Below are 25,620 nucleotides of genomic sequence, written 5' to 3'. Positions count from 1 at the left end.
CGAGCATTTTATTGGGCTGTAAAACGCTCTTATGTTCGGACTATGCAGAATATGACGAATCACGCCGGATTGTGGCAACATCCGGTGTGGGTTCTCTATAAGCTTATGAAAGTTTAAAGGTTTGTGGGAGTTTAAATAGTAGTGCAATACGTCCGCCAGTCGAAACGAGTGTTTTATACTCTGGTAATGGTGTCGATCGCCTTTGGCGTTGATTTATCTCAATCTAGGGATTCAGTCGCTCAAATACCCGTTGATTATGTTTGCTATATACAGAGGAGTGATGGTCAAACGATCGACTTAGGTAAGCTTTGTGGAAGTAGTGGCAGAGGCCGCCCGATCGCTTTAGATCCCAATGACCAGGCCTTTCTTAATAGTTATCAACGATCGTTGAGCAAACGGCTCAATTCAGCCTCATCCGATGCCGTGTCTCGCGTTCAGCGAAATCCCCAAGCCGCTATCGAACGTGCGCGCGGGATATGTAATGCGCTCAGTGCGGGAATGTCGATCGACTTGCTGCAACCCAAAGGCAATGCTGAAGTTGATGCGCTTAACGCTTTGGCTCCTAAATATTACTGCTCTGAGTTTGACGACTGAGCAAGGAAGTTTGAGTGGAGCGATCGCCTCTGCCATTACTGGCGCTTCAGAAGTAGGAGCTGTGGCTCGGATTGCCTCTGTGAGCTGGGGGGGTTACTGTGGCGATCGGGTGAAAGAAAATCGCTTGACACTTGTCCTCAAACCTGCATAGGCTGTTAACAATTGTATCTGGCTGGCTTTTGGGAAATCTGAAAGACAGTTGCCAAAAATCAAACGAATGTTAGAATTTTACACATTTCAATAAGTCTATAAAGTTTTAATCCCCTCGCGGGGAAAAGTGAATTGCGACTTTATTTTGACATTTTTGCTCAATCCTCGATTGCCTCAATACCAAGTTGCTTAAGTCGCTCAAGATGCTCCCTCATGGCTTTGAGCTGTTCTGGGGTGTGTCCCTGCCAATCTGTAACCTCACCAGAGACCCGTAGCGGATTCCGAGAACGGTATGACTTTGTTGGGTTTCCAGGGAACTTCTTGTCCGTCAAATTGGGGTCATCTTCAATCGAACCAGTCGGCTCTACTATATAAATTCTGTCTGGTCCTTCGCCCAAGGCAAGTTCAGCTCCCCAAATAGCAGCATCCAAGGTGGCGGTTAGATAGACATAGGATGCCTTCTTCCTCTTACCGTAGTTTGAATTAAAGCCGGGTTCAATCAGGTCTCCCTGGTTCAGATTTGCCTTAGTGCCATGATAGAACCTTTGTGAACTTAAGTCTATTGACTTGTCCTCACTTCTGTTGGTTATCATTGTCGTTATATTCTTTGTGAATGTCTTTTCTTTTACTACACCTCAGCAGGCTGTTTTTCTTGAGTCTTGAGCCACTCCGTTGCCGATTTCGATTCAGCCTGCGCTTCCTCCGACTGAGTAGCTAGCCACTCCTGATAAGCCTTTTCATCACCACCAAAGGAAGCTAGAAATGGAGCAAGGCGGTAAGCCTTTTTCATCCAGACATCTTCATGTGTTAAAGGTAACATCACCAAAAATCCCCCGCTACAGCATTACCATAGCGAGGGATTTTTGTCAACCTACAAAATCAATTTTCTTGCAGTTTGTTGTTAGCTTCTGTCAGTAGCAGCTACTGGCTCAAAGCTTGGAACCACCAACTCACCATTCTGCTTAGTGAGTTGATTGTACAGTCTTTCAGTATTCGGGAAATTCGCAGCCGGCAGAGTCGGGAAGCGACGGTAAGGAACAGTATCCTCCCCAAACGCCTCGGCATATTCAACGCTGTTCAACATCGCGTTGATAAAGCCCTTAATCCCTTTACTTGCCAAGATTTGGTTATACGTCCGAATCTCCGCTTGATTGCGGGGAGCGCGGCCCAAGAAGTGCTTGGTTCCCAACTCAATCACCTTAGTATTCGGATAAGGTGCGTAGAACTGTTTGACGTACAGCGACGAGCAGCCCAAAGCCTCAATGAACTCCTTGAGATTGATTTCATTGTTGCCAAGTTTGCTTTCGAGCGCTGTGAATTCATTCTTCACAACGTAGGGATTCAAGTCGCGTTCAAAAACTTGACGGTAAGCAGCTTGAATTAAAGTTTTCAAAGCTACCTTGTCCGAAGTAGTCGTCAGCTTGAACACCTTAGTTTGTTCGCGCCGCTTGCTGACACCTTGAGCGAGGCTATTTTGTAACTCGAATTCGCCCCGATCGAGCGCAGTGCCGAGTTCGATAAACCGAGGAGTTTCTGGCGTCTGAGCTTGGACATTTTGCTCAGCGACGGAACCCGATCGCATCGTCCGCATCGACAAACCACCGGGAGTTACATAGCGCTCGTAGGGCACTGTATCTTCCCCGAAAGCTTCGTTGTACTCCATGCTGTCCATAATGCTATCGACCAGCGCGTAGAAACCCTTCTTGGCGCAAATGTCAAAGTAAGCGTTCATTTCCTGACGGCCATAGGTAGGGCGTCCCAGGAGTCGGCGGTGAATGTACTCGATCGCCTTACAAACGTAGAGCTTGCTCCAGTACATATTGCGGAACACGTCAGACTTCGCCAACATCCGAATAAACTCGCGCATCGGAATCTCGCCGTTTTCCAGCTTAATTTCCGCTACCTTTTGGCGCTGGCCGTCGAACACGTCGCGACCAAACACTTGCAGGTAAGCAGCCCGAATCACCGCTTGGGTGGAACTTTCGGTATATTTGACACTGGAAGCATTGCTGTAGCTGCTGGAGGCACCGCGGGCAGTTTTCTTGGAAGCAACATAGTTGCTCGGTAACTGGTCTAATTTAAAGACCTTGGGGCCCAGAGAACCAGGAGCAGCACCGCGAGCCGCCGGATTGCTCAACTGATTGTCAATCCCCGCACCTTGACGGATCAGGATACGGCGAGTGTCTTTGCCGAAGGGAGCCGGACGGCTCTTGGGGTTGCGAGTTTCTTTCGGGAAAATCGCGCCAAACTGAATTTCTAAGGGGTCATTACCAACACCGTAAACGTGCTGGTCTGGCAGAGGCTGGTTGTAGCCGGCAAACAAGGTGATGAACTGAGGAACCTTGCGGAACGGAGCGCTGAAATTGAACAAATCAATTTGCGGGCCCCAGTTGCGACACTCCTGAGCTTCTTGGCCCAAACCGCGTAGGTAAGGCACTGTTTCTTCGCCGAAGTAATCGGAATATTCTTGCGAATAGACCATCGCGTCTACGAGGGCTGGCAGGCCGCCTTTGCTGACGATCGCAAAATACTTGCTAAATTCCTCCCGCGAGCTCAAACCGCGGCCTAGGAAGTGGCGGGCGGCAAGTTCTACAGCGCGGCTGTTGACAAACGGCTCGTAGAATTGCTGACGGTACAGAGGAGATTTGCCAAGGCGGCGAATAAACTCTTTCATCGAGATTTCGCCATTTTTGACCTTGGATTCCAAGTCAGAAATGCTTTGGCTGTATGCGCGGCTAATGTCGCGCTCGAATACTTGGCGGTAAGCTGCTTTGATTACTTCGAGCTTTTCGGCCGAAGACAGACCGGTTTTCATGACGAATTTCGATCGCCGCTCGGCTGCGTTGAAGTAGATTTGAGGCAGTTGTAGACCTTGCTGGTCGTTGCTTTCGCGCTGCCGCACCTTGTCTGAAGGTGTGGGAGCTTTGAATTCGGTAATTGCTACGTCGAAATACTGTCCGACGATCGCCGCGGCCTCTGCATTATTTCTGAAATAGCCCAAAGATGCTGCCTTCATTTCCTGCATTGCCACAATTGTGGCTGCCGAAGAGCAAGCATTTTCGATGATTTCCCGCAATCCGCGCACGTTCACCGAAATAATGTTCGGGTCGCCAGCGACAATTGCGTAGGTGATGTAGCGCAAAAACCAGCTCAAATCCCGCAGAGATTTGGTCATGTTGCCAGGGCCGTAGCGCGAGACATTGATCGGCTGAAATCCTGCGGGGATTGGGCCGCTGTAGCCGCCACCGTTGCCAGAAAATAGATTTCCTAGCCCCAAGAAACCGCCGCCACCGCCGTTGCCGCCAGAGCGGCTTTCTACGTAGGTGACATTTCCCAGTTTCATGCCTTCAGAGACATTCGCCGTACCGCCGCGAGCCGCGCCTGCTACAGCCATCGCAGGTTCTTGTGGTCTTTCCAAAAATGCCAGCGGGGAACCGCCGGTAAAAATCCGGTTGGCTGCGCGGGATACTATCAGTTCCGAGTTTTGGGTCAGCGTCGCAGAGATATCGATCCGAAGAGCCCCTGAACTGAAATAACTTGCCAGTTCGCTCAGTTCGCCCCGCTGTAGAAAGCGGTCTTGCTGTTCAGCTTGCGAAATTGTTGCGACCGGTACAGTTTGATATAGTTGCGGACGCGCAACCGAGCTTCCACCACTTGCCTTTACAGTCATTAGACTCCTTCGCTCCCTATCTAAATAGTTGCAGCATTTAACCAGACTAACCTTGCCTTCTGATGCAGGTCAAAGTAGGTATTTTTGCTTTGTTTACTTTTTGCCTTTACCTGTCACGAGGTTCGGGCGCGCTTACTTTCTTAGATTAAAATGTTTTGGTTTCATCTTTCTGCCTGCCGGGAAATGTCCGATCGGAAGGCAGGCACGGGGTACTCCCTCCGCTGCGCTCCGCCGGTACACCCGTGGAAAAAAAGACTCGGCAGGAGAGTTGCCTTTGGGCGATCGCAGCCAGTGCCGTCAATTAAGGGAAAAGAAAATCAAAAATTTTCTTCTGCCTGTTTCGGGGCCTCTTGCTCTCTTGAAAGACGCCTCCGCTTTACCCGACAGTTCAGCGGTGGGCTATTGACAGTCCTCGTTTGTTAAAAAGCCTGTCGAGATTTATTGTATAGATTTAAGAGAGCTTATATGAGAAAAAATGATAAGTTTTATTACGCAGAAGCTGTCAACCGATTTTAGATTTTAGATTTTAGATTTTAGATTGAAGAATCGACCCCACCGATAAATCCGGGGGCCCGGAGCAAATTGCTGTGGGTCAGTGGTCAGCGGTCAGTTGTCAGTCAAATCCCGAATCCCCAAGCCCAACAAATGTCACCTATGGATACTACGCCTGATATCAGCGCTGCCGTGCGGCGGCTTTACGATACTTTCCCCTTCCCGCCCGATCCTTTGTCAGATGAACCGCCCCCTGGGTACAACTGGCGCTGGAGTTGGCCTGATGCTTACAATTTTTGCACCGGGCAAAAGCCGCCAAAACTGGATATTCGGATTTTAGATGCTGGCTGTGGCACTGGTTCGAGCACCGATTATCTGATTCACCTCAATCCTGAAGCTTCGGTGACGGCGATCGACCTGAGTGAAGGTGCTTTGAAGGTAGCACAAGAACGCTGTCGGCGATCGGGAGCGCGCGAAGCTGATTTTCGCCACCTCAGCCTGTACGATGCCGCCGAGTTAGAGGGCGAGTTTGATTTGATTAACTGCGTGGGCGTTCTGCACCACTTACCCGATCCGATCCGGGGCATTCAAGCGCTGGCGGCGAAGTTGGCGGAGGCCGGTTTGATGCACATTTTTGTGTATGCTGAGCTCGGACGCTGGGAAATTCAACTGATGCAAAGGGCGATCGCACTTCTTCAAGGCCCGCAAAAAGGTGACTATCCCGATGGTGTGAAAGTAGGTCGTCAAATCTTTGCTTCTTTACCAGAAAACAACCGTCTTGTCAAGTACGAAAAACACCGTTGGGCGGGAGAAAATCAGCGGGACGAATGTTTTGCTGATATGTACGTTCACCCGCAGGAAATTGACTACAATATTGAGACTTTGTTCGAGTTAATTGACGCTTCGGGATTGGAATTTATTGGTTTTTCAAATCCGGGATATTGGCAGTTAGAAAGACTTTTGGGGAAAGCGCCGGAATTGATAGAAAGAGCTCAGGGTTTGACGGAACGGGAGCTTTATCGATTAATTGAATTGTTAGATACGGAAATCACTCATTACGAGTTTTTCTTGGGCAAAAAGCCTGTTAATAAAATTGATTGGTCGGACGATAAGGCACTTTTGGCAGCAATTCCAGAGTTGAGTGGTTGTATGCACGGTTGGCCGAGTCAACAAGTGTTTGATTGCAACTACCAATTGCTCAATTTGTCAAGTGCTGAATTTGAGTTTTTGCAAGGTTGTTTACCCCCCCCAGACAGGGCGGGCACGGGGGCACCGCCCCTACAAGGGGGTGGGAAGACTGTTGGGGAGATTTTGGCGGATGTGGAGATGGGATTGGATGAAGTGCGATCGATCTTATCAAAACAGCTCATTTTGCTCACGCCCAAATAGGACTTAGGCATAGGTCAGAAACCGGGTTTTTTACTAAATCTTGGTTGGAAACGGTGAATTCCGTGAAAAACCCGGTTTCTTTGGTCGGAGTGCGAACTGTTTAAAGATGTTGAGATAAGATGAGATTGAATGCGATAAATCTAAAATATAAAATCGAATGACTTTTCAATTTCCCACCGCAGTCAAAGAACGTCTTCAGGCATCGCCATCTCAGATAGCCGACTTTTGCCAGCGCTGGAATATTATTGAATTAGCATTATTCGGTTCAATCCTGAGAGATGATTTTCGTCCCGATAGCGATATAGACATTCTAGCCAGCTTTGCCCTCAATACTTCCTGGAATCTTTTCGACTTTATCCAAATGCAAGAACAGTTAGAAAGTATGTTGGGGCGTAACATAGATTTAACTCAGAAACAACAAATAAATAACCCTTTTAGTCGAAATGAAATCCTGCGAACTTGTCACATCATCTACTCAGAAAATCGCACTATTTCCAGTTTATACTTTTCAATTAAACCAGCCAATCTAACTATGCAAGCCGACAATAGAAATCAGGCTGCCCTCTGGGATATGATAGAAGCAATTAAGCAAATAATGGAGTTTACCGCTAGCTTGTCATGTGCAGAATACCGAGTAAATAGGATGGTGCAGCGGGCTGTTGAAAGAGAGTTTGAAATTCTCGGCGAGGCTGCTAGGAGAATTTCGGAGGAATTCCGTCAAGCTAATAGTGATATTGATTGGCGCAATATTATTAATTTGCGGAATATCATTGCTCACCGGTACGATCGCGTGGAGCCAGATACTCTCTGGAATATCATTGTCACAGTGCTGCCCGGTTTGCTAAGCCAGTTAGAGTTGCTGCTGCCTCCGCTGCCACCAGATGTGGAATTACCCGATTGAATCCGTGGGACAAATCCTTTAATCCCAAATCCGAAATGGATTGACACAGGCCCCCCTCTGCGGCTACGCTTTGAAGTTAGAGGTTGCTTTGCTTGTAGAGGAAGTAGCCCGCGTCGCCCAAAAATCTAGTTGCACTGCCCAAAGCTGTTGGTAGCAGCAATGGACAGCTAACCGCCAAACTGGAATCAGCAGTCTGGAGGCTAACGGAGTATGATAACACTCTCTGTAGCCGCCCTGCTATGTCTTGAAATGCGGGGCGGCTGGGTTTTTGGGTTTTTCTAGAAAACCCAAAACCAGGAGAACATAATTATGTCACAGGAATTCTTGCCTGACGACAACAAATTTGCACGACCAAATGACGACTCAGCAGCAGAATCGGAACAGGATGTGGTTTGTGTAACGGTGACAGGTTCGCCCCAGGGTGTCAGGGAAACCATACTCACTTTGTACCGGCTAGGATTTGCCGAAGTCGGCGATTGGAGTCCCGTACAGCGTGCAGCCAATCCGAACCAAGTGATGAGTGTGCTGATTCGCCGTCGGAAGCGCAAAGCGTAGGTGTTTGCTCGTTCCCAGGCTAAGGCCTGGGAACACATTCCATGAGCATCTGCCTCCTGTTTTTGTTTTTATCCGCTAGCGAGGCAGAGCCTCTGGATCTCGGTTCCCAGGCCTTAGCCTGGGAACCAGTTAAATTATGGTCACAATAAAACGAATATTACGGAAAGACAAAGGACATGACGCGAGAAGAAGCAGCGCGGCGAATTGACCAAGCAGCCGAGGAGAAATTAAGTAAGCTAGATTTGTCCAAGCTAGGGTTGGAGGAATTGCCACTGGAGATTGTTAAGTGTACGCATCTGACACAGCTTTGCCTCAATCATAATAAGATTACCTCTATCCCAAAGGAGTTCGGGCAACTCTCGAATCTGACAGAGCTTGACTTTTGGAACAATCAGATTACTTCCATTCCAGAGGAGTTTGGGCAACTGTCCAATCTGATACAGCTTAACTTTTGGAACAATCAAATTACTTCCATTCCAAAGGAGTTCGGGCAACTGTCCAATCTGACACAGCTTTACCTTAGTGACAATGAGATTACCTCCATTCCAGAGGAGCTTGGGCAACTGTCGAATCTGACACAGCTTAACCTCAGTGGCAATGAGATTACCTCCATTCCAGAGGGGCTTGGGCAACTGTCGAATCTGACCCTGCTTAACCTCAGTGGCAATGAAATTACCTCCATCCCAAAGGAACTCGGGCAATTGTCAAATCTGAAATACCTTTACCTCAGTGACAATGAAATTACCTCCATCCCAAAGGAACTCGGGCAATTGTCAAATCTGAAATACCTTTACCTCAGTGACAATGAAATTACCTCCATCCCAGATGCGCTCGGTAAACTGTCGAGTCTTACACAGCTTAATCTCAGTAGCAATGAGATTACCTTTATTCCAGAGGAACTCGGGCAACTGTCCAATCTGACATGGCTTTTCTTCAGTGGCAATGAGATTACTTCCATCCCAGAGGAACTCGGGCAATTGTCAAATCTCACCCTGCTTAACCTCAGTGACAATGAGATTACCTCCATCCCAGAGGAATTCGGGCAACTGTCCAATCTGAAATGGCTTTACCTGAGTGGCAATGAGATTATCTCCATTCCAGAGGAACTCGGGCAACTGTCAAAGTTGACACGGCTTGAGCTCAATAATAATCAAATTGCTGAAATTCCAGAGGCGATTCGCAGCATGAAGGATTTGGAACTAGATTTGCGAGATAATCCGGTATTGATTCCGTCGCAAACTCTGGGTTATGGTCACAACCATGTAGGCTCTGGTGATTTGCCAACCATCGACTCTTACTTCTACACCCGCAATCCAGAGCTACTTGAGCTAGATGCTGAGCGCAAAAAAATTAAATCTGAGGGATATTTTGACGTTGAAACCCTTCAAGATGCCAGACGAAGGATAACAGTTTCTATTGTGCAGCGACAGGGACAGCCTAAATTTCGACGTAAGTTGTTAACTGCTTACGGCGGTCGATGCCCAATAACTGATTGTGATGTAGAGTCAGCTATCGAAGCAGCACATATAATTCCATATCAAGGTAATCAAACCAATCATGTAACAAATGGTTTACCACTTAGAGCCGACATACACACTCTCTTCGATTTGCATCTACTATCAATTAGACCAGATACTAATGAAGTGGTGATTGCCCCTGAACTCATCGGCACCTGTTACCAAGGTTTGGCTGATCGGAAACTGACTTTACCCCAGGATCGAAAAACAGCACCAAATCAAAATGCTCTCAGCAAGCATCATGAAATTTTTCTCAGCAAATGCAAAAGTAGTCAGCTACAACGGTTATAAGGTCTAGATGAGGAAAATAGAGTTTCCCCGCCTAGCTTTAGTATGCTGCAAATGACTGGTTTCCCACATTTCCCCGCCTAGAGCTTGGAAGTGCTGAGGCTATGTCAGAATATGTCAGGGTTTTTATAGAGTTGCTTGACCGATTAATATAAATCTAAACAATGTAGCAAATAAAGCACCTATAATGGCACTAATTGAACTTAAAATAATTTGGTCTTTATTTTTAATAAAAAAGTTAGTTTTTTGGTTTGACCTTTCTTTAGTAAAAACTACAAATTTTTTGTTTATACCAAATAACCAGTGTTGAAAGTATGTTTTTCTTTTTAAAATAATTGGCTTGATTCTTTCGATCATACCAATACAAAGAGAATCATCATCACAATATATTTGTGTGTTAAATTGATCGAGTTCTAAATTAAAATAAGGTTTCGTTAACACGATTTCTAAATTATAGAAATCTTGTTTCTCTGCAATTTCTATAATCTCATTAATTGATTCTAATTCATATTCGTCCTCAAGTTTAATGATATATGAAGAATATGATTCTTCAAATAGTTCACGTGTTCTTTGAATCTCACAAATTGAATCTAATTTAGGTTCGTTCGGAGTAATATTATAAGTTGAAAAACAAGATTCTTTTAATATTTCCTCTATTTTTTCTACATCATCCAAAAATATTTTGGCTGTTGGCAAAAAAGTATGTATCTGCTTTTTTAGTTTTTTCATTAGTTTTTTAGTTATAGTGTTTACAAAAATAAACTTTCTACATACCCAACTACCTCTGTTTTATCTTCAGAGTCATCTTTATGTTTAGACATTTATCATTTCTCCAAAAGAGAGGGATTACAAGTAAGTCCTATTGCATATTTAACATTTTTTCAATTCCCTGTCTACCATAAAGATACTTAAACATCAACTCTTTACATAAAGACCTGTAACAGTGCCAGCCGCTCCGACCGCTCCAACCGCTGCGACCGTGCCAGACGTGCCAACAAGCGCCAGACGTGCGACCGCTCCGATCGTGCCAGACTTGCCAGCAGTCCGATCACCTCGGAGTCATCCGATCGCCCCCCAGTGTCGCAGCCTCTCAACAGTCGCAGCCGATCGCCCCGTGTCGATCGGACAGTGCTACCCAGCTTGTTAATTCAACTAGAATCACTGCGGCCGCCACTTCCCTCGGATGTGTAAATATTTTAATAACAATAACAATCTTGGAAGGTAAAAGATGATACAAGCCCACAAACAAAAACTTACCTTTGAAGAGTACCTCACCTATGAGGACGACACCGACAACCGCTACGAATTAATTGACGGAGACTTAGTAACATTGCCACCAGAATCTGAACCCAATAACGCCATTGTCAGCTATCTGTTTTTAATCCTCGTCAATACTGGCATCCCTTGGCGGTGTATCAAAACACATATGTGCGAAATCCAAGTTCCGATCCTGCGCGAGGGCGACGCAGCTAACCGTTACCCCGATTTAGTGATTTTGCGGCCAGAACACATCTTGCTGACAGCATCTAGGCTAACTATCACCCTTGATATGCCGCCTCCTCAGTTGGTGGTTGAGGTTGTTAGTCCTGGGAGAATTGGGCGCGATCGCGATTACATTAGTAAACGAGCTCAATATGCAGCGCGGGGTATCCCTGAATATTGGATTGTTGACCCTCAAGAGCAGATAGTAGCGGTACTACGACTAGAATCAGGTGAGTATGTCGAAGTTGGGATGTTTCAAGGGGAACAAACACTTGTTTCTCCAACATTTCCGCAGTTGAATTTAACGGCTGGACAAGTTTTGGGAGGAGAGTTTCAGTTGTAGAATGCGCCAAATTGCATAATTTTCACCTAAGCTACCTTGGGGCAAATTTCGACTTTGACAGTCATACCTACTTTATTGAGCATTGCAATCAGACTGTCAACGGAAAACTGCCCTATTTTACCTTGAGTTAGAGCTTTGATTCGATCGTGGGACTGTTGGAGATGTTGAGCCGTTTGATCGAGAGTCCAACCGCGCTCTTTAATCTGATGAGTCAGGGCGAGAATTAGTTGCGATCGGATTAGTAAGTTATCAGCTTCTTCAGATGAGAATCCGAGGTCTAGAAAGATATTATCGACTGCTTGGGTAATAGTATTTTCGCTCATTGTTCCGGTTCTCTTGAGTTTAAACGATTTTGTAACAAATCTTGGTAGCGTTTCTGCCCAATTTCGATATTTTTCTTGGCTGTTTTCTGAGTTTTATTTTGGAAGGCATGGAGCACATAAATAGCTTCTTCAAATCTAGCAATATAGAAAACCCGATAGGCATTTTCTGTCCGAATCCGAATTTCTTCAACGCCTTTACCTACGATCGACATCGGTTTAAAGTCTGGTGGTTGTATGCCCTGCTGGAGAGTCCAAAGTGAAAAACCGGCTTCTTTTCGGGCATCTTCAGGAAGAGATTGGATTTCTTCGCGGGCAGGGCCAACCCACCGAATCGGCTTGATGGTCATCGAGTTTGTTGAGAATCGAATACTGTGACAATTATACTCAAGTATTGCCTTAAGTATTTTATTTCTTCAGCGCTCTATGTCGGTTAGTTCAGCCGCCGATTTGAGACATGGTGCGGCTGTAATTTCCCTGAGTAGTTCCCGAATCTCGCTGCTTGAAATTAATCTCCGGTTTAATCTCTAATATGTGCCGCACTCGATCGCATTTAATATAATTATTTGTAAATTGGGTTGAGTTAAAGCGATCGCCTTTCCCTAATTTATCGCACATTTAAGAATTTGACCGACAACTCCATACCTGTCGCCTGTCAATCCATCCAATTCGTGTTCAACATCTTCCAACCATCCAAGTTTACTTGTCCACTTACCATTAGGTAACTGTCTGGCTGCATGAGTTGGGATACCGCTAGAGTCAACATATAGTGCTATTTTCTGATATCCAGCTTCTAATATATCACCTTTACAAAGTTCATATCCCAGTGTTTTATAAGCCTGAATATATGCGTCTAAAGTCTCCTCTTGCGGCACGCCTTCTGGCCAATAGAATTGCTCTCCAGGTATCGGTTGCCACCAGCGATCTTCTTCACCAGCAGCCCATGCAAAGCAATTATATTCCTGTGACTTTTGGCTAGTAACTCGATAATCAGTGCGAGACAAGTTAGGCCATTTAATTTCAAGTTCCGGTCTTCTATACATTCTATTCAATCGCGTAGCCTCGCTCTCTACCCCACTCTATCCAAGCGGATGCCATCTGTTTTACCCTTCCCCTTTGTTCCGGTTTAATGGGATTTTCACCCGTAATTGCATTCAATGCAGCTAACCAGTAAAGGGGATTTTTTTGCAGTTCCGATAGCAACAGCGGCACGACTTTATATCCCATCTTAATGATTTCCTGATATGCAGGATGCTGAGACATTTGAGCTGTGGAAGACATTCCCGCAACTTGACTTTCCCATTCCGTAGCAAGAGTATAAAATTTGTCAATTACCTCGATCGCAATTTCAGCATTTTGATTGCAAATATCTCGATCGGTATTTGCTGCGGGATTTTCTCGTTGCGCGATCGAGCTTTCAATGCTCATCAAGATTAATTCTTCGATCGATACATTCATCTGGGCAGCAACTTTTTGTAGCTTCAGAATCAGTACGTCTGAAATGGCGATCGAGATGGTGTTCATCTGACTTACAAAATTGGATGATGTCTTAAGTGTACCAACTAAATTCTCGATTTCGGCCAGTTCATCCGCCGATTTGAGACATTGTGCGGCTGTAATTTCCTTGAGTAGTTCCCGAATCCCGCTGCTTGAAATTAATCTCCGGTTTAATTTCTAATATGTGCCGCACTCGATCGCGCAATTCGCTTGTAGGAGTCCCGTTGCGGAGAGCAGTTTTTAAGTCAATTTGCCCGGTTTCGTTCAGCAGACAAGGCCGCAGCCACCCGTCAGCAGACAAACGCATCCGGTTGCAGCGATCGCAAAAACACTCGGACATTTGACTGATAAATCCTAAAGTGCCCTTCGCCCCCGGAATTTGAAACACATCCGCCGGCCCATTTCCGCGCACACCCGACTCGGCTAACCCGTATTTGTCGCTAATTTGTTGCCGCAATTCGGCCGATGCTACCCAACCTTTATCGCCAAATAACTCCCCATTGCCGATCGGCATAAACTCAATAAATCGAACGTGCCAATTCCGGTTAATAGTTAATGCAGCCAAATCCAATATTTCGCTGTCATTCACACCGGGAATTACCACAACATTCAGTTTCAGCGGGTCGAATCCTGCTTGATAAGCCGCTTGAATTCCCTCCCAAACCTGCGTCCATCGCGATCGTCCCCGACTGCCAATTATCTTATCAAAAGTTTCCGGTTCCAAGGAATCCAAACTAATATTAATCCGGCGCAAACCAGCATTGTAGAGATTTTCGGCCATTCCCGCCAGCAAAAAGCCGTTAGTTGTCATTGACAAATCTCGCGTTTCCGGCAAAGATGCGATCGACCTCACCAATTCCACCACCCCAGGCCGCAGCAGCGGTTCCCCTCCTGTCAAGCGAAACTTGGTAAATCCCACCGGTATAAAAACTTCCCGCAGCAGAGTTAGCAATTCCGAGTGAGTTAACAACTGCTGCTGCAATACATAGTCCAACTCGCTACCTTCCGGCATACAGTAGAGACAGCGGAAGTTGCAGCGGTCTATCAAGCTAATCCGAAGGTAGTCTACGGTATCCATGTCAATAGTTTGTAATATTATTTAATTATAAATGCCGATCGCATTTTCTGCAATTATTGATAGAAAGCAAAAAACCTGCATCGATTTCTCTCTCTTCTCTTACTCTGTGCTCTCTGCGTCCTCTGCGGTTAATAAAAAAAATCTAGTTTGCAAGTCTATACATCTATGACATTCTTTGAATTTGAAGCTGATTTTGTCGAAGCTTTGCGCTGCATCCCCATGCAAGTACGTCTCAAGTTAGATACTTGCGGCATTAAATTGAAGTTGCAGGATTGGAATCATTTCAACCAAGCAGAACGGCAAAGTCTTGTAGAGTTACCTTGCTTGACAGAAGCAGAAATTATTGATTACCGAGAAAAGCTAAATCAAATATTAATTCAACAGACAGGCAAACCGGGAACTGATTTGGCTGTTGATGAAAATCCCCCGTGGATGGATGCTGCAACTGTACCGGAGTCTGTTTCTGCAAAAGCGCAAGAGCTCGGCGTGACAATTTCTTTGGCCCAGTGGGCGAGTTTGCAGCCTCTACAGCGATTTGCTTTGATTAAGCTTAGTCGATCGAGCCACGAGAATAAAAATTTCATCCCGGCGCTTCAAGAGTTTAAGGTTATTGAATGAGATCGAATTTGAATTAACTCTTGTAGCGCTCAGAGGCAGACAAGGGAGAGTTACCTCATCGATTCGCGCGATCGTCCTTTCTCACTTCTCACTAAGTGAGGCTGACTCAGTGAGAATATGGAGAACAATGTGTAACCAAGTGCGATCTGGCGGTAGGAGAGGTAGGGTGAGGTCGATCGGACATTTAACGGCTTGAGGTTTCCGAAGCGCTAGACACCAAATTCCGAAAATATGATTAATTTTATTTTAAGTATTGTTACCGCCGCGTGGTATGATTTTTCTGAGTTTGCAAAGCACTCGCCTGCTACCTGCATTAGTTTCTGAGCTTCGTGAACACGCAAAACACACCCACCGACCCCACACCAGCAACCGAGGATATTCCTCAAGCTGGCACAGTCTCGACAGTCTCGACAGTCTCGTCCGAGACAACGAATCCGATGCAAGACTTTTATCGCCTCCAACAAGAGTTGTTGGCGTACACCCTTGCTTTTACGGCGATTATTTTTATCTCCGTTTGGATTTTTTACTCGCTCAATATTGCCCTGAATTATTTGCTTGGGGCGAGCACAGGTGTGGTTTACTTAAAGATGTTGGCTAGAGACGTTGAACGAATCGGCAGCCAAAATCAGCGCATCAGCAAGACAAGGCTCGGTGTGTTTTTAGCGGTGATGATAGTAGGAACACAGTGGAATCAGCTACAGATTTTACCGATATTTTTGGGATTTCTGACTTACAAAGCTGCGCTGTTGGTTTACGTGATCCGAAGTGCATTAGCACTAGACTACAGGTAAGTCAGGCAATTCGAGCAAAACTCAACTCATCGATTTGTATGGGGAAGCCCGTTGAATGGCAATGCTTGACGTTCTAAACACCTTTAATCGTTTCCCCCTCGCCGAATTGGAAGTTGGGCAGCAGTTGTACTGGCAACTCGGCAATCTGAAAGTGCACGGGCAGGTTTTTCTAACCTCGTGGTTTGTAATTGCCGTTTTAGTCGTAGTTTCGATTTTAGGAACCAGCAAAATCCAGCGAATTCCCAGCGGAATGCAAAATTTTATGGAGTATGCGCTGGAATTTATTCGGGACTTGGCTAAAAACCAAATTGGGGAAAAAGAATATCGCCCTTGGGTACCGTTTATTGGTACATTATTTCTGTTCATCTTTGTGTCAAACTGGTCTGGCGCTCTAATTCCTTGGAAGCTGATTAAGCTGCCATCAGGCGAACTGGGAGCTCCTACCGCTGACATCAACACGACGGTAGCATTTGCACTGCTGACTTCTCTAGCATATTTTTATGCAGGTCTCAGCAAAAGCGGCTTGGGGTATTTCGCCCACTATGTTGAACCGGTGCCTTTCATGTTGCCGTTCAAAATCATAGAAGATTTCACTAAGCCTCTGTCCCTGAGTTTCCGTTTGTTTGGCAACATTCTTGCGGACGAATTGGTGGTCGGAGTGCTAGTCTTGCTAGTGCCTTTATTTGTTCCTCTGCCAGTGATGGTTCTGGGACTATTTACGAGTGCAATTCAAGCTTTGATTTTTGCTACCTTAGCCGCCGCCTACATTGGTGAAGCTCTAGAAGGCGGTCACGGCGAAGAACACCACGATTAACTAACGATAAACGGCGAAGCATGAGGGAGGAAAAAATAAATTTCTGAACTTAAACTTTCTGCCGTAAAATCGGACAATTCTCTAGACTATCTGTTCTCAATTTTGTACTTTAGATAAGGAAAATCATCATGAACCCAACAGTTGCTGCCGCTTCCGTAATTGCCGCCGCTTTGGCAGTAGGTTTAGCTGCAATCGGCCCTGGCATCGGTCAAGGTAATGCAGCAGGTCAGGCTGTAGAAGGGATTGCCCGTCAGCCGGAAGCAGAAGGTAAAATTCGCGGCACCTTGCTGTTGAGTTTGGCGTTCATGGAAGCGCTCACAATTTACGGTTTGGTCGTAGCCCTAGTGCTGCTGTTTGCCAACCCCTTCGCATAATAATTTGAAATTTTAGATTTGAGGTTTTGGCGATTCTAATCCAAAATCTCAAATCTAAAATCGATTAAGCGAATTAGATGGAAGCCGTCAAAAAATCATGATGCACTGGACAGTATTACTAGCAGTTGAAGAAGCGGCTAAGGAAGGGGGACTGTTTGATATAGATGCTACGCTGCCTCTGATGGCGGTGCAGTTTTTAATTCTAGTCGCAGTCTTGAATGTAATTTTTTACAAGCCGCTCAGCAAGTCAATTGACGATCGCGCCGATTACATTCGCAACACTCAAGTCTCCGCCCAAGAACGCTTGGCAAAAGCTCAGCAACTAGCGCAGCAGTACGAGCAAAAACTGGGAGAAACTCGCAAACAGTCTCAATCAGTAATTGCTGCTGCTCAAGCTGATGCCCAAAAAATTGGGGCAGCCAAAGTAGCTGAGGCTCAACAAGAAGCTCAAGTCGCGCGAGAAAAGGCTGGGCAAGAAATAGAGCAGCAAAAGCAAGAAGCAATGCGCTCACTAGAACAACAAGTAGACGCGCTCAGCGGCCAAATTCTCGAAAAGCTATTAGGGCAGTCGCTGGCCAAATAGCGAGCCGAAGAGTTTTAGATTTTTGAGGGAATCTCAAATCTAAAATCGCTTCACCCAATCTGCACGCGCAATTATGGAAGAGTATCATGGGGACTGTTTTATTGCTAGCCACAGAAGCTAGCGGCGAAGGTGGTTTCGGTTTAAATTTCGATATTTTAGAAACCAACCTGATTAACCTGGTCATTATTATTGCAGTGCTGTTTTATTTCGGGCGCGGATTTGTAGGTAAAATCCTGACTGAGAGGCGTTCGGGCATCCAAGAGGCGATTCAAGAAGCAGAAAAACGCCAAAAAGATGCAGCAGCAGCTCTAGCAGAGCAACAGCAAAAATTGACTCAAGCGCAAGCAGAAGCGGAACGAATTCGGGCCGCTGCTGAAGAAACTGCCAAGAAAGCAAAAGAAACAATTCTAGCTCAGGCAGCGCAAGACGTTGAACGCATGAGAGCAACAGCAGGTCAAGAGTTGGAAGCGGAGCGGGAAAGAGCGATCGCCCAACTGCGATCGGCGGTTGTATCTCTGGCATTAGCAAAGGTGGAAAGCCAGCTAAAAACTAGCTTGGACGACAGCGCTCAACACCAATTAATCGATCGCAGCATTGCGTTACTGGGAGGCTAAAACGTGAGTACAGTCAGCACAGAAGTCTTACAGCCTTACGCATCTGCCTTGATGTCACTGGCTCAGTCCAACAATCTCTCAGAGAAGTTCGGCGAAGATATTCGTTCCTTGCTGAGCCTGCTAGAAGGTTCGGAAGACTTGCGTCAATTTTTAGCCAATCCGCTGATAAAACCGGATGCTAAAAAAGCCGTGATTCAGCAAATAGCGGGTGAAGAAATGAGCCCCTTGATGCACAGCTTTCTGAAGCTATTAGTAGACAAAGGAAGAATTCTTTTTTTAGAAGGAATTGGCAAACAATACTTGGCAAGGCTCCGAGAACTAAACCAAACAGTATTGGCTGAAGTTACATCGGCAGTCCCGCTTTCAGACGCTCAACAGCAGACTGTTCGCGAGAAAGTGCAGGCGATGACCAGCGCTAGAAGCGTAGAAATTGAAACCAAAATAGACGCAGATTTAATCGGCGGTGTGGTAATCAAAGTAGGCTCTCAAGTAATTGATGCCAGCCTGCGGGGACAATTGCGCCGTCTGGGAATTCGCTTGAATTCCTGATAGTTAATAGCTGATGACTATTAGCTAATTTAATTAGCAGTTAACGGTTGGTAGTTTTGAACAACTGATAACTGACAACTGACAACTGACAACAAACAACTGACAACAAACAACTGACATGGCAGCAATCAGACCTGACGAAATTAGCAGCATTATTCGCCAGCAAATTGAACAGTACGACCAAGACGTAAAAGTCTCTAACGTCGGTACTGTTCTGCAAGTAGGCGACGGCATTGCCCGGATTTATGGCTTGGATAAAGCCATGTCTGGGGAATTGCTAGAATTTGCCGACGGCACCGTGGGCATTGCACTGAACCTCGAACAAGATAACGTCGGTGCAGTGTTGATGGGCCAAGGCCTCGGCATTCAAGAAGGTTCGGCAGTTACTGCTACTGGCAGAATTGCTGAAGTCCCCGTGGGTGAAGCAATGTTGGGACGGGTAGTTGATGCTTTGGCCCGTCCGATTGACGGCAAAGGAGAAATTAAAACTACTGAATCTCGCTTGATTGAATCTCCGGCACCGGGGATTGTTTCTCGCCGTTCTGTGTACGAACCCATGCAAACAGGAATTACCGCTATTGATGCGATGATTCCGGTGGGAAGAGGACAGCGGGAACTGATTATCGGTGACAGACAAACCGGTAAAACTGCGATCGCGATCGACACGATTATTAACCAAAAATCGGAAAACGTGATCTGCGTTTACGTGGCGATCGGTCAAAAAGCTTCTACAGTAGCTAACATCGTCAACGTCCTGCAAGAAAAGGGCGCGATGGACTACACGATCGTAGTAGCAGCCAACGCTAGCGACCCCGCAACCCTGCAATACTTGGCTCCCTACACAGGTGCTAGCTTAGCCGAGTATTTCATGTACAAAGGCAAGCACACTTTGGTCATTTACGATGACCTTTCCAAACAAGCACAAGCTTACCGCCAAATGTCCTTGTTGCTGCGCCGTCCTCCCGGTCGCGAAGCTTATCCCGGAGACGTGTTTTACCTGCACTCTCGCTTGCTAGAACGCGCTGCTAAATTGAGCGACGATTTGGGCGAAGGCAGCATGACTGCTTTGCCAATTATCGAAACCCAAGCTGGTGACGTTTCTGCTTACATTCCGACGAACGTAATTTCGATTACCGACGGTCAAATCTTCCTTTCTTCTGACTTGTTTAACGCTGGTTTGCGTCCGGCAGTAAACCCCGGTATTTCGGTATCGCGGGTAGGTTCGGCAGCTCAAACTAAGGCGATGAAAAAAGTAGCCGGTAAGGTGAAATTGGAATTGGCACAGTTTGAAGAACTGGCAGCATTTTCTCAGTTTGCTTCTGACTTGGATAAAGCTACTCAGAATCAATTGTCGCGCGGTCAGCGCTTGCGGGAACTGTTGAAACAGCCCCAAAGTTCGCCTCTGCCGATGAACGAACAAGTGGCTGTAATCTATGCCGGTATTAACGGCTATATGGATGACATCCCAGTGGAAAAAGTCAGCAAGTTTACTGTTGGTTTGCGCGACTATTTGCGGACTAGCAAGCCGAAGTACGGTGAAATTGTTCAAGGCGGAAAAGCCTTGACTGATGAAGCTGAGAAGCTGCTGAAAGAAGGCATCACTGAATACAAGCAAAGTTTCTTGGTTTCTGCGTAATTAGTCATTAGTCATTAGTGATTAGCGGGTGAAATTGTTAGGGACACGGCTCTTGGAGTGTCCCTAGATTAAGGACACGGCATTGCCCATTGGTGTCAAAAAACCCGTTAAACCCGCAGTCCGACAGGGGTTAAAACCCCTGTCTCAAAGCAAAAGTCCTCTGAAGAGGACTGAAGAACTTATTAGTCCTCTTCAGAGGACTTTCGCTATTAGACAGGGACTTCAGTCCCTGGCGGGCTTTCGGCTTAAGTTGACACGAATGGGCAGTGCCGTGTCCCTACGGTGGGTTAAAAAATGCCGTTTCTCGATCGCGCACAAGCTTAAAAATTGATGACTAGGAACTAAAAACTCAGAATAAAAGCTAAGAAAAAAGGAGAAAGTTATGGCAAATCTGAAAACTATTCGCGATCGCATTAAGTCGGTCAAGAACACTAAAAAGATTACAGAAGCAATGCGCTTGGTGGCCGCTGCAAAGGTGCGCCGCGCTCAAGAACAGGTGACTGCTACTCGGCCTTTTGCCGATCGACTGGCAGAGGTATTGTACGGTTTGGCGGAACGCTTGCAGTTTGAAAACCTGGATTTGCCGCTGCTGAAAAAACGCGAAGTGCGATCGGTGGGACTGTTGGTAGTTTCGGGCGATCGGGGTTTGTGCGGCGGCTACAACAGCAACATCATCAGATACGCCGAAAATCGCGCTAAGGAAATCAAAGCTGAAGGCTTAGACTACAAATACGTGTTGGTAGGACGCAAAGCTACTCAGTATTTCCAGCGCCGCGAACAGCCGATCGATGCTACTTACGCTAACTTAGAACAAATTCCCACAGCACCGGAAGCGGCACAAATTGCTGACGAATTGCTTTCCTTGTTCCTGTCAGGAACTGTGGACAGAGTTGAGCTAATTTACACCAAGTTTGTGTCATTAATTAGTTCGCGTCCGGTAATTCAAACTTTGCTGCCCCTCGACCCCCAAGGTTTGGAAACTCCTGATGATGAAATCTTCCGCTTGACATCGCAAGGCGGACAGTTTCAAGTATCGCGCGAGAAGGTTGCTTCACCTACGAAGAGTTTGCCCAGAGACATGATTTTCGAGCAAGATCCGGCGCAAATTCTGGAGGCTCTTTTGCCCTTGTATTTGAACAACCAATTGCTGCGGGCTTTGCAAGAGTCTGCTGCTAGCGAGTTGGCTGCGCGGATGACGGCGATGAATAATGCTAGTGAGAATGCTAGCGATTTGATCGGTAGTTTGACGCTGACTTATAACAAGGCGCGGCAAGCGGCAATTACTCAGGAAATCCTGGAAGTTTGCGGCGGTGCTGAGGCTTTGAACGGTTAGGTTAGGGTTGACAATTTGTTGATTTTATGCTAGGCGTCTGGGGGAACTCAGGCGCTTTTTTTAGTGAAAATACAAAAAAATTCGACGATCTAAACTTACCTTGATATATCCCACATTCCGCACGGAGACTGTCACAATCGTTTTTTTCGGGAGTTGGATCGAAAATTAAGTTTTTTTTTTATACAAAGATACCGATCACTCGTGGCAACGATCGGCAGTTTCAGGCGATCGAATAACCAAAATTCGTAGTGTGCCAGTTGGGGGTGCGGAATGTGGGATATATGGTGGCAATAATTTACCTGTTCATTAGTTGAGAAATATGGATGGTAAGATCGGGAAAAGCAAGGGGTTCAATGGTGCCAGTTCGGAAAGTATTTCGCTGCTGGTAAAAATCGCCTTCCGGGAAGCGAAACACAATTAATTGTCGATCGCGCAGGTTAACAACCCAATATTCTTGAATTCCGGCTGCTGCATAAATCTTGCTTTTTTCCTCTAAGTCTTTACTCAAACTGGAATCAGCATATTCAATCAGCCAAAAAATGTTTTCTGGATATGGGTGATGTTCCAGGTAGATATCGTTGAGAGGTTGAACGACGGCAATATCGGGTTCTGGTTCTGAGTTATTTGGCAGAGTAATCGGTCTGGCTTCGCGAATTTGGGCTCTCGTAGATAATGCGACTCGCAATCGGTTGGCAAATCGATCGCTAAAATAAGTATGCGCCGTTCCTTCGGGTACCATTTCGACTATTATTCCATTTAGTAATTCAACTTTGCGATCGTTTAAAATGCCGGCTTCTATCATTTTATGGTAGTGATCTATTGTCCATTTTGCTGTAGTTAATGTCATCGCGATCGCTCCTTGCTTATATCTCACTATGACTTTTTGCTGAATTAACTTATTTTAGGCGATATACTCATGTTCTATCGGATTTTTTACGTTCTTCTAACCACCGCTGAAAAGAGTTCTGAATTTCTCCAGACGGTTTACCGAGAATAATATTTTTGATGCTAATGTCTTCGTCAATATCAGGCCAGTGGATTCCATCATTTCCACCAATAAATCGCCAATTATTGCGTTCCTTTGGTGTGCTATGCAATAGCCGAGGATACCAAGCTAAAGGAACAGAAATAGTACGACCATCGGATAGATAGACTGTTAGCGCGTCGTCTGTAACAACTACGTTTTGTGCTTGGGGGATTTCTAGCAACTCAACCATTAAAGAAGTCATTCCAACCTGCTAATAATTGCGATCGACTATTCCTGCACAATCTCATACAAATCTTCGATCGACACATCAAAAGTCCTCGCCAACTTGTGCAAGGCTGTCACGTCAACTGTTGCTAATCCGGGCGATCGGGCATAGGTTCTGAGGGTACTGTAGACTACGCCCGATCGCTCTGAAACTTCTTTCAGCGTCCAGCCCTTCTCAGCAGCCAACTCTCGAACCCGCAATCTAATTAAACCCATTGACAAAAAACTATATTTAGTCTGGGATAAAATTTTATCCTAAAAAGCGATCGCTCACTCCTGCACAATTTCCACCAAGTCTTCAATCATTACATCAAAGGTGCGAGCCAATTTGTGTAGAGAAATAAAGTCAAGGGTTGACACTCCCGGACAGCGGGCGTAGTGTCTGACGGTGCTGTAAATTACTCCCGATCGTTCTGAAACTTCTTTCAGCGTCCAGCCTTTCTCGCTAGCTAGTTCTCTGACTTTTAATCTGACTAAACCCATACTTGACAAATGATGGTGTACCATCATCGGATAGTTTTATCCCAAAAGCGATCGACTACTCTTTGACGACCTCAACCAAATCTTCCACCATCACGTCAAAAGTACGTGCCAACTTCAGCAGACAAGTAAAATCAACCATTGCCATTCCCGGAGAACGTGAATAGGTGGTGAGTGTGCTGTAAATGACTCCCGATCGCTCAGAAACCTCTTTGATCGTCCAGCCTTTCTCAGCAGCAAATTCTTTAACCCGCAATCTAATTAAACCCATTGACAGAAAACTAGATTTAGTTTAGGATAATTTTATCGTAAAAAGCGATCGCCCCCAGGTCTGGAAAACTAAAAGACGATCGCCTATCCAAATTCAATCCCTTTACAAAAGTTTGTACTCTTTACAAAGGATTTGCTTAACATCATGTTAACAAAATTTTCGCGAAAATCAACCCCCAGACACAGATTGAGCCGGTTTGTGACGAAAGAGGCGATCGCGCGGCTGCTGAAAATCAAGGTAGAACAAATATATCGCTTCGAGTGCTGGGCGCATATCCTCTACGTGCACGCTAAAGGGATGAGTCGGTTTGTGAGTTATGCCGACTTTCCGCCTGTTTTGGGAGTGGAATCGCCCTCTGGTTTAGATTTTGGTTATTGGAAGCGGCGGATGGCGACTCAGAAACAGAGACACGCGCCGGATTTTTGGGTGGATTTCTATGCGGCGAGATTTCAGAAAGCTGTTTGTGTTTCTGAATTGTTGGAGTGGGGGGAAATGGTGGGGGTGATTAAATTGATGTTAAGTGCGATCGCCCTGGAGTCGCTGCGAAAGGTTTACGCACAAGAGAAATCTCTGCTGGAACATTTCTAAATTAGTCCTAGACGCAGGGGTGGTTAGAAACCGGGTTTTTTGACGAGAATACTGCATTTGAGCCTTTAACTAAAGTGAAAAACCCGGTTTCTTTGGTGTGGGTAAGTCCTGTAAATTTTTGCCCCCCCGTTGTTAAGCGGGACTGGGGATGTAATCTCTGCCGCAAACATTCAAAAAATTGGTACAAGCTCGACCGCAACAGTTATAATTTCTCCATGCGCTTCCCCCTCTATGTGAGTTAAGCCCATGAGTAACATTTCAAACATCCCAGGCGGAGGCGATTTACCCGATCGCTATAGGAATGTAGGAGAACAAATCCAGGCATTCTTTGATTTTGCCGAAACAGATCCCGATCGCGCTGTTCCTTTCTTCGCCAACATCTGGAAAACTCAAGCATCCCTAACCACGCGGGCTTTAGCGCTACAAGGCTTAGGCGTGGCTGCAAAACACTATCACGTTAAAGAGGCTCTAGATGACTGGGATGTGCTTAGAGATATCGCTAAGGAAGTCAAGGGGAAGGGGGAAGTTAGCAACGATTTGACTCGGTGGGCGGCGACTTCGGCGTTGGAGGCGATCGGATATCCTCGACAGAGTTTAGGACATTTGAAAGGGGGCGCGATCGGAGAAGAACTCCCTCTGATTCGCCAGGAAATTTGCGATCGTAAGTTGGCAGAAATTAACAAAATTCCGCGCCTAAACGGTAGAGGGCAAACAACCGTAGAATATAAAAAGCATTTAGATTTTTGGCTGTACGGGCCCGCTGATGAGTTATTAAATGGTAATGAGAACTCTCGGAATTATCAAGATTTAATCGGGGATGTCATTTGCGAATTACACGGGCGAGGCGTGTATTTGGGATTAATTTCACCCAATAGCATTGTACAGGGGGCGGCGCTCCGGCAAGCTCGGTTAATTTTCAAAGAATCTGCTGAGATTGAGCAATATCTTTATGGGCTGTTGGAAGAGTTTTTGCATAACTCCAACCGTGAAACATCATTGAGAATTAATGCGGCGGAGATTATCAATACAGCAACGGATTTAAGCAGAAGGCTGAAAACCTTGAGTAAGTTGTTGTTAGAAGAGACAGAGTTGCGGAATGTAGGGGTGAGGTTATTGACTACATACAAGCAGGAGTTAGCGAGAGTCGATCGTGATACTTATACAATATTGGATACTTTCGCTTTTAATTACAGTTTGCATAAGCCTGAACTACAAGACTTAACGATCGCACAGATAGAAGCGCATATCTCATCAACGACTCAGTATCAAAACGAAATTTTATCAATATTTTCAACAGCTCTAGCTGCTGCTGCTGAATCATTAGCAGGGCGATATAAAAAATCTGCCTCAATCTTACAATTATTGTAAGGATTCAGGTCTGAGAGTGGGGAATTAAAGAAGGCATAAATAAGTCACAAGAATGGGCAGATATAGCATCACG

35 protein-coding genes and 1 pseudogene are annotated in these 25,620 nt (G+C 45.8%); 20 read left to right on the top strand and 16 right to left on the bottom strand.

The features are described from left to right. Nucleotides 1-141 precede the first annotated feature (141 nt). Together QUB06_RS28240 and QUB06_RS28235 are read left to right on the top strand one after the other, a co-directional pair. Entirely contained in the window at nt 142-594 is a 453-nt protein-coding gene (locus tag QUB06_RS28240) for a hypothetical protein (protein WP_333438089.1), read from the top strand. After that, nucleotides 584-745 carry a hypothetical protein gene (locus QUB06_RS28235; RefSeq protein WP_333438088.1) on the top strand — a complete coding sequence of 54 codons (162 nt, stop codon included), beginning with the start codon at nt 584-586 and terminating at the stop codon, nt 743-745. The genes QUB06_RS28240 and QUB06_RS28235 overlap by 11 nt, the downstream gene beginning before the upstream one ends. Before the next feature lie 157 nt (nt 746-902). Here QUB06_RS28235 and arr read toward each other — a convergent pair whose 3' ends face one another. From arr to QUB06_RS28220, 3 genes are all read right to left on the bottom strand, one after another. Continuing rightward, the gene (arr, locus tag QUB06_RS28230) at nt 903-1,337 is read right to left on the bottom strand and encodes an NAD(+)--rifampin ADP-ribosyltransferase (protein ID WP_333438087.1); all 435 of its coding nucleotides are present in this window, start codon (nt 1,335-1,337) and stop codon (nt 903-905) included. Between the two features lie 35 nt (nt 1,338-1,372). After that, a complete protein-coding gene (locus tag QUB06_RS28225; RefSeq protein ID WP_333438086.1) occupies nt 1,373-1,564 on the bottom strand; it encodes a hypothetical protein in 192 nt (63 codons plus the stop codon). An 81-nt stretch (nt 1,565-1,645) separates the two neighbouring features. Continuing rightward, complete coding sequence (locus tag QUB06_RS28220) at nt 1,646-4,414, bottom strand: phycobilisome rod-core linker polypeptide (protein WP_333438085.1); 2,769 nt, start codon at nt 4,412-4,414, stop codon at nt 1,646-1,648. Between the two features lie 155 nt (nt 4,415-4,569). Between QUB06_RS28220 and QUB06_RS28215 the strand changes: the two genes are divergently transcribed. The 3 genes from QUB06_RS28215 to QUB06_RS28205 all read left to right on the top strand — a co-directional run bounded on the left by QUB06_RS28215 (nt 4,570) and on the right by QUB06_RS28205 (nt 7,196). After that, complete coding sequence (locus QUB06_RS28215) at nt 4,570-4,719, top strand: hypothetical protein (RefSeq protein ID WP_333438084.1); 150 nt, start codon at nt 4,570-4,572, stop codon at nt 4,717-4,719. A gap of 349 nt (nt 4,720-5,068) precedes the next feature. Further along, complete coding sequence (locus tag QUB06_RS28210; RefSeq protein WP_333438083.1) at nt 5,069-6,295, top strand: class I SAM-dependent methyltransferase; 1,227 nt, start codon at nt 5,069-5,071, stop codon at nt 6,293-6,295. Between the two features lie 157 nt (nt 6,296-6,452). Then, on the top strand, nt 6,453-7,196 hold the full coding sequence (locus QUB06_RS28205; RefSeq protein WP_333438082.1) for a HepT-like ribonuclease domain-containing protein: 744 nt from the start codon (nt 6,453-6,455) through the stop codon (nt 7,194-7,196). A 76-nt stretch (nt 7,197-7,272) separates the two neighbouring features. Here QUB06_RS28205 and QUB06_RS28200 read toward each other — a convergent pair whose 3' ends face one another. Beyond that, on the bottom strand, nt 7,273-7,416 hold the full coding sequence (locus QUB06_RS28200) for a hypothetical protein (protein WP_333438081.1): 144 nt from the start codon (nt 7,414-7,416) through the stop codon (nt 7,273-7,275). Nucleotides 7,417-7,505: 89 nt separating this feature from the next. Here QUB06_RS28200 and QUB06_RS28195 point away from each other — a divergent pair, with 89 nt between their 5' ends. Both QUB06_RS28195 and QUB06_RS28190 read left to right on the top strand, forming a co-directional pair. Then, nucleotides 7,506-7,751, top strand: coding sequence for a hypothetical protein (locus tag QUB06_RS28195; RefSeq protein ID WP_333438080.1), 246 nt, complete (start codon nt 7,506-7,508; stop codon nt 7,749-7,751). Between the two features lie 176 nt (nt 7,752-7,927). Next, on the top strand, nt 7,928-9,559 hold the full coding sequence (locus QUB06_RS28190; RefSeq protein WP_333438079.1) for a leucine-rich repeat domain-containing protein: 1,632 nt from the start codon (nt 7,928-7,930) through the stop codon (nt 9,557-9,559). Between the two features lie 123 nt (nt 9,560-9,682). Here QUB06_RS28190 and QUB06_RS28185 read toward each other — a convergent pair whose 3' ends face one another. Then, a complete protein-coding gene (locus QUB06_RS28185; protein WP_333438078.1) occupies nt 9,683-10,285 on the bottom strand; it encodes a hypothetical protein in 603 nt (200 codons plus the stop codon). A gap of 214 nt (nt 10,286-10,499) precedes the next feature. Between QUB06_RS28185 and QUB06_RS28180 the strand changes: the two genes are divergently transcribed. Next, on the top strand, nt 10,500-10,703 hold the full coding sequence (locus QUB06_RS28180; protein ID WP_333438077.1) for a hypothetical protein: 204 nt from the start codon (nt 10,500-10,502) through the stop codon (nt 10,701-10,703). A gap of 81 nt (nt 10,704-10,784) precedes the next feature. After that, the gene (locus QUB06_RS28175; RefSeq protein ID WP_333438076.1) at nt 10,785-11,381 is read left to right on the top strand and encodes a Uma2 family endonuclease; all 597 of its coding nucleotides are present in this window, start codon (nt 10,785-10,787) and stop codon (nt 11,379-11,381) included. 26 nt (nt 11,382-11,407) lie between these two features. Here QUB06_RS28175 and QUB06_RS28170 read toward each other — a convergent pair whose 3' ends face one another. From QUB06_RS28170 to moaA, 6 genes and pseudogenes are all read right to left on the bottom strand, one after another. Continuing rightward, complete coding sequence (locus tag QUB06_RS28170) at nt 11,408-11,704, bottom strand: XRE family transcriptional regulator (RefSeq protein WP_333438075.1); 297 nt, start codon at nt 11,702-11,704, stop codon at nt 11,408-11,410. Further along, nucleotides 11,701-12,051 carry a type II toxin-antitoxin system RelE/ParE family toxin gene (locus QUB06_RS28165; RefSeq protein ID WP_333438074.1) on the bottom strand — a complete coding sequence of 117 codons (351 nt, stop codon included), beginning with the start codon at nt 12,049-12,051 and terminating at the stop codon, nt 11,701-11,703. Before QUB06_RS28165 ends, QUB06_RS28170 begins: the two co-directional genes overlap by 4 nt. Nucleotides 12,052-12,139: 88 nt before the next feature. Then, a pseudogene (locus QUB06_RS28160) lies at nt 12,140-12,247 on the bottom strand (cyclic pyranopterin phosphate synthase MoaA); the annotation flags it as partial. A gap of 56 nt (nt 12,248-12,303) precedes the next feature. Beyond that, nucleotides 12,304-12,744: a DUF7689 domain-containing protein gene (locus QUB06_RS28155; RefSeq protein ID WP_333438073.1), complete on the bottom strand. Its 441-nt coding sequence runs from the start codon at nt 12,742-12,744 to the stop codon at nt 12,304-12,306. A 1-nt stretch (nt 12,745) separates the two neighbouring features. Further along, the gene (locus tag QUB06_RS28150; protein WP_333438072.1) at nt 12,746-13,225 is read right to left on the bottom strand and encodes a hypothetical protein; all 480 of its coding nucleotides are present in this window, start codon (nt 13,223-13,225) and stop codon (nt 12,746-12,748) included. A gap of 61 nt (nt 13,226-13,286) precedes the next feature. Further along, complete coding sequence (gene moaA, locus QUB06_RS28145) at nt 13,287-14,276, bottom strand: GTP 3',8-cyclase MoaA (protein WP_333438071.1); 990 nt, start codon at nt 14,274-14,276, stop codon at nt 13,287-13,289. A 165-nt stretch (nt 14,277-14,441) separates the two neighbouring features. Here moaA and QUB06_RS28140 point away from each other — a divergent pair, with 165 nt between their 5' ends. The 9 genes from QUB06_RS28140 (at nt 14,442) to QUB06_RS28100 (ending at nt 21,588) form a co-directional block, all read left to right on the top strand. After that, on the top strand, nt 14,442-14,894 hold the full coding sequence (locus tag QUB06_RS28140) for a nitrate reductase associated protein (protein ID WP_333071401.1): 453 nt from the start codon (nt 14,442-14,444) through the stop codon (nt 14,892-14,894). A 329-nt stretch (nt 14,895-15,223) separates the two neighbouring features. Continuing rightward, the gene (locus QUB06_RS28135) at nt 15,224-15,685 is read left to right on the top strand and encodes an ATP synthase subunit I (protein ID WP_333438070.1); all 462 of its coding nucleotides are present in this window, start codon (nt 15,224-15,226) and stop codon (nt 15,683-15,685) included. Nucleotides 15,686-15,740: 55 nt separating this feature from the next. Then, nucleotides 15,741-16,499: a F0F1 ATP synthase subunit A gene (gene atpB, locus QUB06_RS28130; RefSeq protein WP_006631104.1), complete on the top strand. Its 759-nt coding sequence runs from the start codon at nt 15,741-15,743 to the stop codon at nt 16,497-16,499. Between the two features lie 128 nt (nt 16,500-16,627). Then, complete coding sequence (gene atpE, locus QUB06_RS28125) at nt 16,628-16,873, top strand: ATP synthase F0 subunit C (RefSeq protein ID WP_006631105.1); 246 nt, start codon at nt 16,628-16,630, stop codon at nt 16,871-16,873. A gap of 97 nt (nt 16,874-16,970) precedes the next feature. Next, nucleotides 16,971-17,456, top strand: a complete 486-nt coding sequence (locus QUB06_RS28120) for a F0F1 ATP synthase subunit B' (RefSeq protein WP_006631106.1) — start codon at nt 16,971-16,973, stop codon at nt 17,454-17,456. An 86-nt stretch (nt 17,457-17,542) separates the two neighbouring features. Further along, a complete protein-coding gene (locus tag QUB06_RS28115) occupies nt 17,543-18,070 on the top strand; it encodes a F0F1 ATP synthase subunit B (protein WP_333438069.1) in 528 nt (175 codons plus the stop codon). Nucleotides 18,071-18,073: 3 nt separating this feature from the next. Further along, nucleotides 18,074-18,619: an ATP synthase F1 subunit delta gene (gene atpH, locus QUB06_RS28110; protein WP_333168389.1), complete on the top strand. Its 546-nt coding sequence runs from the start codon at nt 18,074-18,076 to the stop codon at nt 18,617-18,619. Nucleotides 18,620-18,737: 118 nt separating this feature from the next. Then, nucleotides 18,738-20,255, top strand: a complete 1,518-nt coding sequence (atpA, locus tag QUB06_RS28105) for a F0F1 ATP synthase subunit alpha (protein ID WP_333037344.1) — start codon at nt 18,738-18,740, stop codon at nt 20,253-20,255. 382 nt (nt 20,256-20,637) lie between these two features. Continuing rightward, nucleotides 20,638-21,588 (top strand): F0F1 ATP synthase subunit gamma, encoded by a 951-nt coding sequence (locus QUB06_RS28100; protein ID WP_006631110.1) that lies wholly within the window; start codon nt 20,638-20,640, stop codon nt 21,586-21,588. A gap of 295 nt (nt 21,589-21,883) precedes the next feature. Here QUB06_RS28100 and QUB06_RS28095 read toward each other — a convergent pair whose 3' ends face one another. The 5 genes from QUB06_RS28095 to QUB06_RS28075 all read right to left on the bottom strand — a co-directional run bounded on the left by QUB06_RS28095 (nt 21,884) and on the right by QUB06_RS28075 (nt 23,591). Then, the gene (locus QUB06_RS28095; protein ID WP_332958459.1) at nt 21,884-22,435 is read right to left on the bottom strand and encodes a Uma2 family endonuclease; all 552 of its coding nucleotides are present in this window, start codon (nt 22,433-22,435) and stop codon (nt 21,884-21,886) included. Between the two features lie 67 nt (nt 22,436-22,502). Continuing rightward, nucleotides 22,503-22,817 carry a DUF2442 domain-containing protein gene (locus QUB06_RS28090; protein WP_333438068.1) on the bottom strand — a complete coding sequence of 105 codons (315 nt, stop codon included), beginning with the start codon at nt 22,815-22,817 and terminating at the stop codon, nt 22,503-22,505. Nucleotides 22,818-22,843: 26 nt separating this feature from the next. Then, nucleotides 22,844-23,056 carry a helix-turn-helix transcriptional regulator gene (locus QUB06_RS28085; RefSeq protein ID WP_333438067.1) on the bottom strand — a complete coding sequence of 71 codons (213 nt, stop codon included), beginning with the start codon at nt 23,054-23,056 and terminating at the stop codon, nt 22,844-22,846. 54 nt (nt 23,057-23,110) lie between these two features. Then, nucleotides 23,111-23,323, bottom strand: coding sequence for a helix-turn-helix transcriptional regulator (locus QUB06_RS28080; protein ID WP_333438095.1), 213 nt, complete (start codon nt 23,321-23,323; stop codon nt 23,111-23,113). 55 nt (nt 23,324-23,378) lie between these two features. Next, on the bottom strand, nt 23,379-23,591 hold the full coding sequence (locus QUB06_RS28075) for a helix-turn-helix domain-containing protein (RefSeq protein ID WP_006631112.1): 213 nt from the start codon (nt 23,589-23,591) through the stop codon (nt 23,379-23,381). 144 nt (nt 23,592-23,735) lie between these two features. On the opposite strand from QUB06_RS28075, the gene QUB06_RS28070 reads away from it, so the two are divergent. Together QUB06_RS28070 and QUB06_RS28065 are read left to right on the top strand one after the other, a co-directional pair. After that, the gene (locus QUB06_RS28070; RefSeq protein WP_333438066.1) at nt 23,736-24,179 is read left to right on the top strand and encodes a hypothetical protein; all 444 of its coding nucleotides are present in this window, start codon (nt 23,736-23,738) and stop codon (nt 24,177-24,179) included. 246 nt (nt 24,180-24,425) lie between these two features. Beyond that, entirely contained in the window at nt 24,426-25,547 is a 1,122-nt protein-coding gene (locus tag QUB06_RS28065) for a hypothetical protein (RefSeq protein ID WP_333438065.1), read from the top strand. Nucleotides 25,548-25,620: the final 73 nt, after the last annotated feature.

It is taken from the genome of Microcoleus sp. D2_18a_D3 (genome assembly GCF_036702455.1).
Classification (GTDB): Bacteria; Cyanobacteriota; Cyanobacteriia; order Cyanobacteriales; family Microcoleaceae; genus Microcoleus.
This window is presented reverse-complemented; position numbering and strand designations above follow the sequence as displayed.

Bases quoted from the DNA above. Each gene is read 5' to 3' on its own strand.
- arr (WP_333438087.1), bottom strand. From the start codon at position 1,337: ATGATAACCAACAGAAGTGAGGACAAGTCAATAGACTTAAGTTCACAA.
- QUB06_RS28225 (WP_333438086.1), bottom strand. From the start codon at position 1,564: ATGTTACCTTTAACACATGAAGATGTCTGGATGAAAAAGGCTTACCGC.
- QUB06_RS28220 (WP_333438085.1), bottom strand. From the start codon at position 4,414: ATGACTGTAAAGGCAAGTGGTGGAAGCTCGGTTGCGCGTCCGCAACTA.
- QUB06_RS28210 (WP_333438083.1), top strand. From the start codon at position 5,069: ATGGATACTACGCCTGATATCAGCGCTGCCGTGCGGCGGCTTTACGAT.
- QUB06_RS28205 (WP_333438082.1), top strand. From the start codon at position 6,453: ATGACTTTTCAATTTCCCACCGCAGTCAAAGAACGTCTTCAGGCATCG.
- QUB06_RS28195 (WP_333438080.1), top strand. From the start codon at position 7,506: ATGTCACAGGAATTCTTGCCTGACGACAACAAATTTGCACGACCAAAT.
- QUB06_RS28190 (WP_333438079.1), top strand. From the start codon at position 7,928: ATGACGCGAGAAGAAGCAGCGCGGCGAATTGACCAAGCAGCCGAGGAG.
- QUB06_RS28185 (WP_333438078.1), bottom strand. From the start codon at position 10,285: ATGAAAAAACTAAAAAAGCAGATACATACTTTTTTGCCAACAGCCAAA.
- QUB06_RS28175 (WP_333438076.1), top strand. From the start codon at position 10,785: ATGATACAAGCCCACAAACAAAAACTTACCTTTGAAGAGTACCTCACC.
- QUB06_RS28170 (WP_333438075.1), bottom strand. From the start codon at position 11,704: ATGAGCGAAAATACTATTACCCAAGCAGTCGATAATATCTTTCTAGAC.
- QUB06_RS28165 (WP_333438074.1), bottom strand. From the start codon at position 12,051: ATGACCATCAAGCCGATTCGGTGGGTTGGCCCTGCCCGCGAAGAAATC.
- QUB06_RS28155 (WP_333438073.1), bottom strand. From the start codon at position 12,744: ATGTATAGAAGACCGGAACTTGAAATTAAATGGCCTAACTTGTCTCGC.
- QUB06_RS28150 (WP_333438072.1), bottom strand. From the start codon at position 13,225: ATGAACACCATCTCGATCGCCATTTCAGACGTACTGATTCTGAAGCTA.
- moaA (WP_333438071.1), bottom strand. From the start codon at position 14,276: ATGGATACCGTAGACTACCTTCGGATTAGCTTGATAGACCGCTGCAAC.
- QUB06_RS28140 (WP_333071401.1), top strand. From the start codon at position 14,442: ATGACATTCTTTGAATTTGAAGCTGATTTTGTCGAAGCTTTGCGCTGC.
- atpB (WP_006631104.1), top strand. From the start codon at position 15,741: ATGGCAATGCTTGACGTTCTAAACACCTTTAATCGTTTCCCCCTCGCC.
- atpE (WP_006631105.1), top strand. From the start codon at position 16,628: ATGAACCCAACAGTTGCTGCCGCTTCCGTAATTGCCGCCGCTTTGGCA.
- QUB06_RS28120 (WP_006631106.1), top strand. From the start codon at position 16,971: ATGATGCACTGGACAGTATTACTAGCAGTTGAAGAAGCGGCTAAGGAA.
- QUB06_RS28115 (WP_333438069.1), top strand. From the start codon at position 17,543: ATGGGGACTGTTTTATTGCTAGCCACAGAAGCTAGCGGCGAAGGTGGT.
- atpA (WP_333037344.1), top strand. From the start codon at position 18,738: ATGGCAGCAATCAGACCTGACGAAATTAGCAGCATTATTCGCCAGCAA.
- QUB06_RS28100 (WP_006631110.1), top strand. From the start codon at position 20,638: ATGGCAAATCTGAAAACTATTCGCGATCGCATTAAGTCGGTCAAGAAC.
- QUB06_RS28095 (WP_332958459.1), bottom strand. From the start codon at position 22,435: ATGACATTAACTACAGCAAAATGGACAATAGATCACTACCATAAAATG.
- QUB06_RS28090 (WP_333438068.1), bottom strand. From the start codon at position 22,817: ATGACTTCTTTAATGGTTGAGTTGCTAGAAATCCCCCAAGCACAAAAC.
- QUB06_RS28085 (WP_333438067.1), bottom strand. From the start codon at position 23,056: ATGGGTTTAATTAGATTGCGGGTTCGAGAGTTGGCTGCTGAGAAGGGC.
- QUB06_RS28080 (WP_333438095.1), bottom strand. From the start codon at position 23,323: ATGGGTTTAGTCAGATTAAAAGTCAGAGAACTAGCTAGCGAGAAAGGC.
- QUB06_RS28075 (WP_006631112.1), bottom strand. From the start codon at position 23,591: ATGGGTTTAATTAGATTGCGGGTTAAAGAATTTGCTGCTGAGAAAGGC.
- QUB06_RS28070 (WP_333438066.1), top strand. From the start codon at position 23,736: ATGTTAACAAAATTTTCGCGAAAATCAACCCCCAGACACAGATTGAGC.
- QUB06_RS28065 (WP_333438065.1), top strand. From the start codon at position 24,426: ATGAGTAACATTTCAAACATCCCAGGCGGAGGCGATTTACCCGATCGC.